Here is a 12,865-nt window from a genome sequence, read left to right as displayed (position 1 = left end):
GTCTGGGCCAACCCCTTGGGCTTCGTGGTGACCTCCTACCGCGTCGACGCCGAGACCCTGGAGAACTGATCAAGATGAAATCCTTCCCCGCACTTCTCCTGGCGCTTGCCCTTCCCGTTACCGCACTCGCCGAGGCCACGCCGCAAGGCGGCCCGCTCGACATCCGCATCCGCACCGCCGTCTACAATGAAAACCAGGTCTACCGGATCGAGACGGACTTGCGGCATTCAACGACGATCCACTTCGGGGCGGGGGAACGCTTCGAGGCGGTGATCGTTGGCGACACCGAGAGCTTCCAGGTCGATCCGATCCCCGAGCTTGGCAATGTGCTGACGATCAAACCACATGTTGCCAATGCCTCGACCAACATGACGGTGATCACCAACCGCCGCACCTATTCCTTCCACCTGCGCGAAGGCTCGATCCCGAACCGCACCGGCATGTTCTTCGAAGTCCGCTTCCGCTACCCCGACGAGGAACGCCGTGCGGCGGGTACAACCCAGCCCAAGGGCTATGAGGCCCCGCGCAACTACAACTACCGCGTCTCGGGCGAGGGGGATTTCCGCCCCAGCCATATCTATGACGACGGGCGCTATACCTATTTCGTCTTCCCGGAAAACGCCCGTCAGCCCGCCCTCTTCAAGGCCGATGACCAGGGCCGCGAGCGCACCGTCAACTGGACGCAGGCAAACAATACCGTCCGCGTGCTCGGGGTGAACACCTATTGGACGCTGCGCATCGGCGACGAGGCGATCTGTGCGATGCGCGACGAGAGCGCCATCTACGTGAGCAACTGACCATGCCCGATCAAACCCCTCCCGATCTACAGGACCGCCTCGACCAGTTTGGGGCACGCGGCAAGTCCAAGCGCCGGGGCAACAGCCTCGGGGTCGGCGCGCTCGCCGCAGCCCTCGCCCTTGGCGGGGCTGGAGTGGCGTATTTCCTGGCCACCGGTCTTCGGACAAGTGACAGTGCGCTTGAGACATCCGATGTCGAGACCTTCCAGGACCGCCGCCCCGGGACCGGCGGACGGTTGGAATTCCCACCTGACGAGACCGAGCAACGGGTCAATGACGCGCTGATCGCCGTTGAGGAGGCGCTTGATGTGCCCGCGGCCCCTACCCCGGAGGCGAGCGTCGAGGTTCTGGCCGAAATCGCCAAGCTTCGCGAGGCCCTCGCCGCCAGCCAGGCCGCCCGGAATTCGGACATCCAGGCCGCTGTTGCGGACCTGCGCGAAGCCTTCGACGAGCAGAAGGCCGCGCTTGAAGCCACACTGGCCGAAAAGGAGGCCGAGCTTGCCAACCTGCGGCGGCAGACCGAGACCCGCATTGAAGGTCTGCAGGCCATGCTCGATGCCGAGCGGGCGCAGCGCGAGGGTCTCGAGGCCGAGCTCGATCGCGAAGGGTTGATCGCCGATCAACGCCTTCTCGAAGAACGCCGCCGGCAGGAAGAGGAGCAGCGCCTGCGCGAGGCCGAACGGGTTGCCGAGGAGCTTCTGACCGCACAGATCAAATCCCCCGCCGTGGTCTATGCCGATGGTCCGCGGGGTGGCCAAAGTGGCGCGGCGGTGGCCGATCCGGCGGCCACTGGCACCGGGGGGCCAGTCCGTTCGGGCAATGAGCAATTCCTGCAAAGCGCGCGGCCGCTCGAGGTGCAGGAGGCCGCCCGGCTCACGTACCCTGAGCGCACCCTGACCCAAGGCTCGGTCATTCAGGCCGCGCTCCAGACCGCCATCAACAGCGATCTGCCCGGCTCCGTGGTCGCGGTCGTCACTGAGCCGGTTCCGGCCTTCTCCGGGGACCGGATCCTGATCCCCCGGGGGTCCCGCCTTTTTGGCCAATACCGATCCGGCGTCGAGATGCACCAGAAGCGCATCCTGATCCTCTGGACCCGCGTCCTGACACCGGACGGCACCTCGATGGAAATCGCCGCAGTCGGCGGGGACCAGCTCGGACGTTCTGGCTTCACCGGCCTCGTCGACACCAAGTTCGCCGAGCGATTCGGCGGCGCAGCGCTGATTTCCGTGATCGGTGCGGCACCGGCCGTCGCGGCGGAGAGTGCCAACAATGAAACCACCAGCATCGTCCTGGGCGATGTCGGCAGCGATCTTCAGGATGCCGTCGGCTCGGTCATTGCCGACCAGGTCTCGATCGCGCCGACGATCTATGTCGATCAGGGGGCCTCGGTCACCGTGCTCGTGGACCGGGATGTGGTGATTTACTGATGAAGGGGTTTGTTTTTCCAATCGAAAAGTCTTGTCGAAAAACGCGTTCGAGCGGCAGCGAGAGGCAGCGATTTTCGACGCAACAGAAAACAAACACCCAATGAAGGACCAAGCGTCACCAGCCTCATACCTCGAGCGGTATCTCGACCCGTTCCGCAACCTCTTGCGGCGCGACGACGTGGTCGAGATCGCGATCAACCCGGACGGCAAGGTCTGGCTCGAGGTCGCGGGCGACGCCACCATGCGCCACGAAGGCCAGACCGTGGACCGGACCACCGCCCTCAACATGGCCCAGACCATCGTCGGCGATGCCAAGGCCCGCGTCTCTGAAAAGAATCCGCTTGTCTCCGGCAAGGTGGAATATGCAGGCCGGCCCCTTCGGGTCCAGGTCGCCGTGCCTCCCGCCATCGACCGCGGTGCCTCGATCACCATCCGCCTCTTTGCCTCACGCAGCGTCCGGGACTACGCCCCGGCCTATCTCTTCGGCAAGGCCGTCTCGCTCGATGCACTCCGCGCCGAAAAGATGAAAAACATCGCCACACTCGCCGAAGAGAACCTCGCGGCCGCGCTGCAGACCCTGGTCGAGGCGCGGCTCAACGTCCTGATCAGCGGCGGCACCTCGACCGGCAAGACCACCTTCGCCCGCCACCTGCTGTCCCACGTCAGCGAGCACGAGCGGCTGATCACCATCGAAGACGCCTTCGAGCTTTTCCCCGGCCAGCCCAACACCGTCGCCCTCCTGGCCGACCGCGGTTCCGGCTCGCAACGCAGCGCCAACGCCCTCCTGCAGGCCTCCCTCCGCATGCGCCCTGACCGGATCATCGTCGGCGAGTTGCGCGGCGCCGAGGCCCTCACCTATCTCGAGGCGATCAACACAGGCCATGGTGGATCGGTCTCGACGATCCATGCCGAGACTGCCGAGCTCGCCATTGACCGGTTGGCGATCATGGTGCTGCAGGCCGGCACGCCGCTGACCTTTGCCGAGGTGCGGGAGTACATCCGTAAATCCATCGATGGGATCGTTCAGCTCGGGCGGGCCGAGGGGAAGCGGGGGATTACGGAGTTCTATCTGCCGGGGCGGTAACGACACCATGCATGACGGACGGCAAACTGTCTGTGGGCAATGGAGCAGGGCATATACAGTTTGCTTCAAAAGTCTCGGTCAGTCCAGGCCGCCGCGAAATGCCCAAAAGCTGAATAAATACAGGAATAAGCTACCTGCCAAGCAGCAATTGGTGACCTGTTGCGGCTCAAAGGTACCGCAAAATGCGTAAACTTCTGACAAGAGGGTAATGCGGGCAAGAAGAACAAAAAGAGGTCAAACACGGGGTCTATCCCATATTGATATGGGCGACATTCCCAGCTAAGTTGGCGATATGCGTTACACTCAGAGCCAGATTCGCGAACTTCTCTCCATTTCTGTGGACGCTTTTCGAACTTGGCGGGATGCAATCCCGGCGTTGGCCTCGCACAAGGGGCATGCGCCGAGCTTCACGCCTGGCGACGTCGTTTCGCTGGCGATCGTTGCTGAAATGGTCCGAGATTTCGGCATGCGCGTGGGAACGATGGGCGACCGTTTCGATCAACTCTTCAGCGAGTGCCGGGGAAAGTCTTGGCTCTCGCTTGAAAACTGTGTCGTCTTGATGGAAGCCGACAACTTCCGCTTGGTAGAGGCAAGCCTTGTCCAACGCCGACCTCTGGAAGTCTCCACGCACTGTGTGCCGTGCGCGCCTATCATAGCGCGCCTTCGATCGGCGCTCACGGCGGTGGAAGTTGATCAAACCCAGGGTCATCTGCAGTTCCCCCCCACCTCAGTGGCCATGCAGCCGGGACAGCGCGGTAAACGAGCATGACCACCACTCTGGCATCCGCATTGGCTCCGGAGTGGAAAGACCGTTTGGGGCTCACGCATCGGCGCTCGCCTGAGCTCTACGAGTCAGCCGAGGCCGTCAGCGACGTGCCGCACGCGCCGGCTATCCGAGCCGCCCTCACCGAAATGGGTGTATCGGCGATCTTCTGCGTCCAAGGCGTCCCAACCGTTGCGATTCTGGAAGCCGATCACTACGACCGCGCCGCTATTATCGATCTTCACGGCGCACTCTGGAATCAGGGCCTGGCCAGCCTGTTGCTGGTTATCGCCGACGATACGCTCAGAGCGTTTTCGCTCGCCCGTACTCCGTTGAGCGATCCAGGCGATGCCTTCGAGACCCGCTGCCTCATCGATAGCCTCAGCCTGACGACCGAAGCGCTGCGGTTTCAGAACCTTATCTACGGCGCGGAATCCGGACGTCTCTGGAAGGACTACGGCGAGTATTTCCCCCCGAAAGAACGCATCGATCAGGTTCTCCTCGACAATCTGAATGCGGCCCATGACCTCCTGCAAAAGGCCGCGCTCGCTCCCGATGCGGCCCAGGCCCTGCTCATACAGGCGATGTTTATCGCCTACCTTGAGGACCGGGAGATCGTAACGCCCGCCTACTTCGCCGCCGTCTCCGAGAAGAGCGCGGAGAGTTTTTCGGCGCTGCTGGAAGCCGGCGATGTCAATCTCTTCCGGTCCTTCTTCCGGACCCTCCACGCGGATTTCAACGGCGATCTGTTCGTCGCGCCGTGCTCCTTCGAGGCCACGGGCGAGGCGCCAGAAGTCACGCCTGCCCATCTGACGATCCTGGCGCGGTTCCGGTCAGGCCGTGAAGAAATGGCGCGTTCCGGACAGCATCGGTTCTGGGGCTATGACTTCCGTTATATCCCGATCGAACTCGTCAGCGCCGTCTACGATCGGTTCTTGGGTGAACGCGAGGCCGAACGCCGCGCCAACGGCGCCTACTACACGCCCATGTTCCTCGCCGACACGGTCGTTTCCCAAGCGTGGGAAATGTTGCCGGATGCGACAAGGACGACAGGAAACTTCCTCGACCCCGCCTGCGGTTCAGGCGTTTTCCTCGTCCGCTCGTTCCAGCGGCTCTGCGAACACTGGCGCGCCAAGCACAAGACACAGACGATTTCCTGGAAAACGCTGCTGTCCTTGCTGAGCCAGATTCATGGCTGGGATTTGAATGGCGGCGCCGTTCGGGTCGCCGTGTTTTCGCTCTACGTCGCTTTGCTCGAAGAGGTGTCGCCACGCGACATCCGCAAGCTCATCACTCGTGGGAAACTCCTCCCGGAACTTTGGGGCAAGACCCTCGTCTGCCGCGACTTTTTCGAAGTGTCTCCTGACGGCGCCCGATACGAGGTCATCATTGGCAATCCACCATGGACCAGCCGCCGTGGCCCGGCGCGTTCGTCTGTGCAGTGGAGCAAAAAGGCCGGTTATCCCATGCCTGGTGGCGAGGATGCCTGGGCATTCAGCTGGAAGGCCCTGTCGCATCTCGCCGACGGTGGACTGATCGCCTTCCTGCTGCCGGCGATGGGGTTCCTGCACAACCACGCTCAAAACACGGTCGAAGCGCGGGATGCGTTCTTCCGAAAATCCCAGGTCCGTCGCGTCATTAACTTCGCAGACCTTCGATTCCAGCTTTTCGAGAAAGCCCATCGGCCTACCGCTCTGTTCATCTACGGCAGCGCCAATTCGGATAATTTCCCGTATCGTTTCGACTACTGGGCACCGAAGGCCGACCTTAATCTGCGCATCAAGCGCGTAATCACGCTGAGTAGCTCCGACAAGGCCACCCTCGGGGTGGGCGCGGTCCTGGATAATCCGCTCATCTTCAAGCAGCGCCTCTGGATGCGCGAGCCGGACGCGAAACTCTTCGCCTACCTTGCGAGGCTTCCAAAACTTGGGGCCTTCATCAGCGATTACGGCAGCCTGAGCCGTCGCCGCGAAAAACCGGGCGATCGATGGGTAATCGGGCAAGGCTATCAGCCCTTCAATGAAGACAGCGATAGCGATGCGCCTCCGCTGGCCAGCGATTATGTCGGGCGACTACCAGACCTGCCGATCGCAGCCTATTCGCGCCTGGCGCAGGCCGCGGAAGACTTGCTGCCGGCCCCGTCATCAACGGTTCGCCGCCGCGGGTTCGAGCCCGGGTTCGATGGCTCGCGCATCCTTATCCCGCGTGGGGTGGAGACGTCGCAAAACCGCCTTCGGGCGGCCTACTGCGATCAGCCGCTGACCTTCCAGGATATCTTGCAAGCGATCGTGGTGCCAGACGGCCAAAGCGACCGCGCGAAGGTTCTCACGGCGATCCTCAATAGTCGCATCGCAGTCTGGTATGCCTTTCATGGCACCGCGTCGTTCGGTTCGGATCGCCCGGAAGTCAAGCAAGCCGACCTGTTGCGATTGCCGTTTCCATCACCCGACGATGTCCCGGATCAAGCCGCAGCAGCCCAAGCGGCCCTTGAGCTGATCGCGATTGTGGACGACGCACGCGAACGCTCCAACGAGCCGTTCTCGATGCAGGTCGATGACAGCGATATCCTTCGGACGATCGACCGGCTCGCGTACCAATATTTTTGCCTGTCTCCCGATGAGATCGCGCTAATCGACGACACTGTCGAGGCTATCCTTCCTGCGCTTCAGCCCCATGAAGGCCACTTCCCGAAACTCTGGGGCGCGCCTGACGAACCGCAACGCGCTCAATATGCGCACACATTGTCGGCGAGCCTCGCGGACTGGTTCAAAGGCAAGAAGATCGATGCGCGCCTTGTCGCGCGCGGCGCTGATTTGGCGATCCTGCGTCTGCATCTGGGCGGCCATGAAGACTATGCCGAAGATGCGGCCGGCGAACTCAGCGAGGTACTCGAGCAGCTTGCAGCCCACATCCACAGGCCCCTCGACGGTAACTTCCAGCTCATGCCGGATCTGCGCGTTTTCGTCGGTGACTGCCTCTACCTCATCAAGCCTATGCAGATGCGCTTCTGGCTGCGCTCCACGGCGCTCGCCGATGCCGATGGAATAGCGCTCGACCTCCAGCAAGCCGCCGCCGCGCCCCAGCAGCGGGGCGCCGATTGATGCTGATCGGTGATGTGCAGGGATGGGTCGACAACTTCGTTTCGTTTGACGATCGCTTCCTCGAGAGGATCGCGGCAGCGTGGCCAGAGTGCATGGCGGTTCTTTCCGAACAGCCAGGGGAAGATGAAATCACCATCAACCTCGTCGATCGCCTCGCCAAGGACGTTGTGGTGCGTCGGTTATGCCATTGGGTCGAGTATCAGTTCGAGCCGTTCGGCCTAGCGGCTGACGGGTCGAAATACAGCAAGGGCATCATCGACATCGCCGTACTCTTTGACTGGGATCGGGAGCGATACTTGGCCTATGAGTGCAAGCGGCTCAACGTGATCAACGGCGGAAGCCGCAGTTCCTTGGCCACCGTGTACGTCACCCAGGGCATGATGCGTTTTCTCACCGAGCAGTATGCCGAGCAGCTGCCTGTGGGGTGCATGCTCGGTTACGTGCTCGACGGCGACGTGTCCTTTGCCAATTCACGGATTGCCGACGCCATCGGCAGCCATGTCCCTCTCGCGCTCGCTGAGGGACCTATACCACTTGCCACGATCGCAACGATTGAGCGCTTCCGAACAAGGCACACCCGCCAAACCGGATCACAGATCGAACTTCGCCACGCGCTATTTTCGAAGCCGTCAGCGGTCGCGACAAACGCTTGAGGAAGGCGTGCTTTAGGGGCCTCTCGATTCTTGAAGCTTCAGCGTGCCTTGTACTGATCGATGAAGTATAAGTGACGAAATCATGGAAGGCCGCGACTGCCAATCAAGGGAAACTTGACGCGATCGGCCACCAATAAGGGAGGTCGGTTAAAATGTTTATTGAGCGGCTCAGTCTGACGAATTTCCGTTGCTTCGGACCAGTTGCGACAAGCGTCGATCTAACCTCCGGCCTCACCGCCTTTGTCGGCGTCAACGGCGCGGGCAAGACCACCCTGATGCAGGCCCTGCAGCGCCTCTTCGGCGTGACGGGCGATCAGCGACGACTGCGGCGTCAGGATTTTCACGTCCCTTCCACCGAGCTTGTTGCGCCACTCCAGCGAAACTTCGTCCTAGAGGCAATCATTGCCTTTCCAGAACTAGACGGCGCCGGTGGCGCGGCAATTCCGGAATTCTTCCATCAGATGGCCGCTGAAGAGGCGGGCAAGCTGAAATGCCGCCTGCGTCTCGAAGCGACCTGGACCGATGACGGTTCGCTCGATGGTGAGATTGAACAGAAATACTCGGCGATCCGGACTTTCGGTGCGTTCACCGACCCTGATTGTACCGAGTTGAGAGCCCCCGACCGGGCACGGATCCAAATGATCTACGTGCCGGCGACGCGGGACGGCGCCTCCCAGGTGACGGCCTTTCTGCGCGGCAGGCTTTGGCGCGCTATCAACTGGTCACAGGGAGTCCGCGACACGTTTACACACGCCGGCGCCGCCTTGAACGGCGCTTTCGCCGGGGAGCCGGCCGTCGATGTGATTGCGGCAGCGGTGACGCGGCGGTGGCAGGAAGTGTACACAGCCGGGACCGACACGACACCAGTCTTCCGCCCGCTCGATCTGCGTTTTGAGCATTTCATCCGGAAGGTAGAGGTGGTCTTCCGCCCCGACGAGGCCGGCCGGGAGCGAGCCCTCGATGACCTAAGCGATGGCCAGAGGTCGCTCTTCCATTTGGCGATGACCGCGGCGACTCTTGACGTTGAAGCCGGGATCGTCGCCGATCCTGCTGGGGCCGGTTTCCAGGCTGGCGGCGTACCGTTACCGGCGCTCACGCTCATCGCGATCGAAGAGCCCGAGAACAATCTCGCTCCCTTCTATCTCTCCCGCATCGTCCGGCAGATACAGGACCTGACGAAGTCGCCGCAGGCGCAGGCCGTTGTCTCCAGCCATTCTCCAAGCATCCTCGCCCGAGTGGACCCGACGCAGGTCCGGCACTTCCGGCTTGATCCGCACGATCGAACGGCCCGCATCCGCCCGATCAACCTCCCCGTCGGCGAGGAAGAGGCGTCGAAGTTCATTCGCGAGGCCGTGCGGACCTATCCCGAACTCTATTTCGCGCGCTTCGTCGTGCTGGGAGAAGGTGCGTCCGAGGAGGTCGTTCTTCCCCGTCTCGCCGAGGCGATGGGGCTCGACATCGATCGATCCTTTGTCGCGGTCGTTCCGCTGGGCGGTCGGCATGTGAACCACCTCTGGCGACTGCTGACCGATCTCGACATCCCCTATGCCACCTTGCTGGATCTCGACTGGGGCCGTTCTGGGGGTGGGTGGGGACGTATCAAAACTGCCTGCACGCAACTGCTCGCAAACAACATCACGCCACAGGCCATCTTCGGGCAGCATCTTAACGCCCAAGGGCCAGCCGCCAATCTGGCGGCTTTCGATGCTCTGCCGATCGAGGACACTGCGGATATCACAAATTGGATGAGTTGCTGCGCCAGTTCAATGTCTTCTTCTGCACGCCCCTCGACCTCGACTACTCGATGCTGAAGGCTCTCCCGCTCGCCTATCAGATCGTCGAACCCGGCCGCCAGGGCCCCTCGCCTGCAGGAGAGCCGCGCACGGCGGTTCTCGGCGACGACGGTCTGCCTCACCTGTACGCTGCCGACCAAGACGGTTTGATGCGCTGGTATCGGTATCTATTCCTAGGGCGCGGCAAGCCCAGCACCCACGTTCGGGTGTTGAGTGCACAAGACCCGGCTGCCCTCGCAGCCGCCGCTCCCGAAGAACTGCGCGCACTCCTGACCTCAATTGTCGCTCGTCTCACCCCGCCGCCTCCTGCGGGCGCCTGACCATGCGCCTTATTCGGCCAGAGGACTGGCGCCCGAGCGGCATTAACGATCTCGAACCTGTGGCGTGGAATGCCCTGCGCCACGCCGGATCGGCGTGTGTGGTCGCAGGCCCCGGCGCCGGCAAGACCGAGTTTCTGGCCCAACGCGCCGACTATTTGCTTGAGACGGGCCTCTGCCAAGCGCCGCACCGCGTGCTGGCGATTTCGTTCAAAACAGATGCAGCCAACAATCTCGCGTCGCGCGTCCGCCAGCGGTGCCCGCCAGAGTTCGCCAACCGGTTCGTGTCGGTCACCTTCGACGCCTTCACCAAGAGCCTTGTCGACCGCTTTCTCAACGCCATCCCCGCCGACTCGCGCCCGACCCGGCCCTACGAAATCTCCTTCCCAAAGCGCAAGGCGATAGAGGGCTTCCTCACGCTCGCCCGGCTCAGTGCGCCACCGAAATGGCAGGCGGAAATCGCCGGGTACAGCGCGAGCGACTTTGAACCCAAGATCGTCGGTAGCTATCGTCTGCCCATGGGACCTATCGCGCCCCAGAACGCCGCCGAGTTCGCCATCGCCCGCTGGTGGGGAACGCAACTACGGCCAGGTCAGCCCGCTGCACTTACGTTCGTCGGCATCAACCGGCTCGCGGAGCTGCTGCTCCGGGCCAATCCCCACATCCGTCGGGCTCTTGTCGCCACCTATCCCTTCGTTTTCGTCGATGAGTTCCAGGACACAACCTACGCGCAATACGACTTCCTGCTGTCGGCCTTCTTTGGCGGACAGACCGTCATCACCGGCGTCGGTGACGACAAGCAGCGGATCATGGTCTTCGCTGGCGCGCGCCAGGACGCCTTTCAGCGGCTGCAGGCCGATTTCGGGGGAGCCCGCTTCCCCCTCCTTTTTAACTTCCGTTCCTCGCCTGACTTGGTCGCTATCCAGCACGTCGTCGCGCGCGCTCTGGATCCGAACACTGTCCCAACGGTCGCTCAGACAGCGCGCCAAGTCGATGGCGACGTGGCTCAGGTCTGGTCCAGCCAGACCAAGGCGGCGGAAGCCACCCACCTCGCGCAATGGATCGCCAACGACATGGCCACCCGCGCCCGAGCGCCGCGCGACTACGCGCTCCTCGTGAAACAGAAGTCCGACGACTATGAGCACGAACTCGCTGGAGTCTTCGCCGCTCACGGTCTGCGGATCCGTAATGAGAGCCATACCCTTGGCAAAACCTCGCTTCAGGATTTGCTTTCCGATGATTTAAGCAGGCTCGCGATCGCGATCTTCCGCCTGGGCGCGACACGCCGCGCGCCGACCGCATGGCAGCTGGTTTCGTCTTCCGTTCTGGCGCTGCGCGCTACCGGGCAAGACGATGATGCGCGCGCGGCCAAGGTCGAGGCGGAACTCAGCGCATTTCTTACAGCCTTGCGCACCGACATGGCGGCCATCGCCCCGTCGCGGAAAAGCGCTGCCAATTTCGTCAAACGGGTTTTCGAATACCTCGATCTCGGGGCGATCGCCCGAACCTATGCCGAATATGGCGTTGGCGACTCGCTTCAGATCATCCTCGAAGCTTTTTGCATCCACTTCTTCGCGTCCACCGATGGCGCCCCTAACTGGACGGCCTGCCTAGATGCGTTCGAGGGGGTCAATCAGATTCCGATGATGACCGTCCACAAGAGCAAGGGGCTTGAATACGACACCATCATCTTCGTTGGCCTCGATGACCGGGCTTGGTGGGCCCACACCCCCGGCGACCCCGAAGGCGTCGCAGCGTTTTTCGTCGCCCTCTCGCGGGCGAAACAACGCGCCATCTTCGCCTTCTGCCAGCAACGCGGTCAACGAAACAACGTGGCAGAACTCTATCAGCTACTCACCGCTGCCGGAGTAACGGAGATCGAGATATAAGGGTTACGGTGCTGTTCGGCAAAGCACCGCGTCGCGACAGCATCAACCACCTATCAACTCCTCGATGAAATCCTCCTGCCGGTCGATCGTCGCCTCCCATGCCTTCGGCACTGCGGCTTCCCGATCGAGCGTCCCGGGCTCAGGCTGCCCGCGCCCCGCATTCATCGCCATTACGCTCATCGCGCGCGCTTCTCGTCGCTGCGAGCGATCCCGGACCGGCGCGCGTTCGGCTGGTTTCGCCTGCCCGTCTGCGCCGACCTCGTCACCGCCGTCGCCGCCCACTATTCCATTCCAGGGCCCCACGTCCTTCACACTCGGCGGATAGGGGAAGGGCTTGCCCTCCTGGCGGGCAAGCATGTCCTTGAAGAACGGATCGTCGTAATACTTGATCCGGCTTGCCTTGATAGGGTGCTGGGGCGAGGCGAGGATGATGACCTCGTCAGGATCCATCACGCGCGCTTCGGTTTCGGAAAGCAGCGGCCGCTCTTCCAGACGCGCCGAGGTCGAGGTTGCTCCAAGGAAGCCCTTGTTGCGGCCGTACATCCGGGTCACCGCCTCGCGGGTGGTGCTGCCGACCGCGGCGGAGACCTCCTTCACGGTGCGCTGGTCGCGCGGTGTAATATAGAGCTTCAGCCCTGCTCCGTTCTCGAGGCTTTCGCGGCCCTCGGGTCCGTAAATCCGATCAAGCGAGGCAAGTGACTGCGCGATCATTGCGACGCGGCCGCCATAGCTTGCGAGCGAATGGATCGCGCGCTCCAGATAGGGCATCGCCCCCATCTGCTGGAATTCGTCGATCATCATCATGACCGGCCAGGGCTCATCCGGGCCCGGCTCGTTCAGGCGGATCGAGGCGATGAGATCGGCGAACATCAGACGCAGGAGCGGAGCGAGGGTTGCGATGTGATCCTCGGAGACCGCGATGTAAAGTGACTGCGGGGTCTTGCGAAAGGTCGAGAAATCGAAGTCGCTCGACTCGGTGGCCGAGCGCACCGCCGGGTTGTCCCATTGCTTGAGACCTGCGGTCATCAGCGCCTGGATGTT

General features: G+C 62.5%; 10 protein-coding genes and 1 pseudogene. 10 read left to right on the top strand and 1 reads right to left on the bottom strand.

All coding sequences use genetic code 11. The features are described from left to right. The 10 genes and pseudogenes from C8029_RS23010 to C8029_RS14945 all read left to right on the top strand — a co-directional run. Positions 1 to 69 (top strand): annotated as a pseudogene (locus C8029_RS23010) (VirB8 family type IV secretion system protein); the annotation flags it as partial. Between the two features lie 5 nt (positions 70 to 74). Continuing rightward, positions 75 to 797 (top strand): TrbG/VirB9 family P-type conjugative transfer protein, encoded by a 723-nt coding sequence (locus tag C8029_RS14980; protein ID WP_152003203.1) that lies wholly within the window; start codon positions 75 to 77, stop codon positions 795 to 797. Between the two features lie 2 nt (positions 798 to 799). Continuing rightward, positions 800 to 2,224, top strand: a complete 1,425-nt coding sequence (locus C8029_RS14975) for a TraB/TrbI/VirB10 family type IV secretion system protein (protein WP_152003202.1) — start codon at positions 800 to 802, stop codon at positions 2,222 to 2,224. A 100-nt stretch (positions 2,225 to 2,324) separates the two neighbouring features. After that, positions 2,325 to 3,308 carry an ATPase, T2SS/T4P/T4SS family gene (locus C8029_RS14970; protein ID WP_152003201.1) on the top strand — a complete coding sequence of 328 codons (984 nt, stop codon included), beginning with the start codon at positions 2,325 to 2,327 and terminating at the stop codon, positions 3,306 to 3,308. 292 nt (positions 3,309 to 3,600) lie between these two features. After that, the gene (locus C8029_RS14965) at positions 3,601 to 4,077 is read left to right on the top strand and encodes a hypothetical protein (RefSeq protein WP_152003200.1); all 477 of its coding nucleotides are present in this window, start codon (positions 3,601 to 3,603) and stop codon (positions 4,075 to 4,077) included. Continuing rightward, positions 4,074 to 7,172, top strand: coding sequence for an HsdM family class I SAM-dependent methyltransferase (locus C8029_RS14960; protein WP_152003199.1), 3,099 nt, complete (start codon positions 4,074 to 4,076; stop codon positions 7,170 to 7,172). The genes C8029_RS14965 and C8029_RS14960 overlap by 4 nt, the downstream gene beginning before the upstream one ends. Next, positions 7,172 to 7,825, top strand: coding sequence for a hypothetical protein (locus C8029_RS14955; RefSeq protein WP_152003198.1), 654 nt, complete (start codon positions 7,172 to 7,174; stop codon positions 7,823 to 7,825). The genes C8029_RS14960 and C8029_RS14955 overlap by 1 nt, the downstream gene beginning before the upstream one ends. Positions 7,826 to 7,977: 152 nt before the next feature. Continuing rightward, on the top strand, positions 7,978 to 9,636 hold the full coding sequence (locus C8029_RS14950; protein WP_226946353.1) for an AAA family ATPase: 1,659 nt from the start codon (positions 7,978 to 7,980) through the stop codon (positions 9,634 to 9,636). Then, positions 9,630 to 9,938, top strand: a complete 309-nt coding sequence (locus C8029_RS22445; protein WP_226946352.1) for a hypothetical protein — start codon at positions 9,630 to 9,632, stop codon at positions 9,936 to 9,938. Before C8029_RS14950 ends, C8029_RS22445 begins: the two co-directional genes overlap by 7 nt. A gap of 2 nt (positions 9,939 to 9,940) precedes the next feature. Next, complete coding sequence (locus tag C8029_RS14945) at positions 9,941 to 11,824, top strand: UvrD-helicase domain-containing protein (RefSeq protein WP_152003197.1); 1,884 nt, start codon at positions 9,941 to 9,943, stop codon at positions 11,822 to 11,824. Between the two features lie 42 nt (positions 11,825 to 11,866). On the opposite strand, the gene C8029_RS14940 is transcribed toward C8029_RS14945, so the two are convergent. Continuing rightward, on the bottom strand, positions 11,867 to 12,865 hold a 999-nt coding region (locus C8029_RS14940; RefSeq protein ID WP_152003196.1), incomplete at its 5' end, for a type IV secretory system conjugative DNA transfer family protein.

Source organism: Roseobacter sp. TSBP12, from assembly GCF_009129705.1.
Lineage (GTDB): Bacteria > Pseudomonadota > Alphaproteobacteria > Rhodobacterales > Rhodobacteraceae > Celeribacter > Celeribacter baekdonensis_A.
Note: the sequence above shows the minus strand (reverse complement) of the source record. Positions and strands in the feature narration are given on the sequence as shown.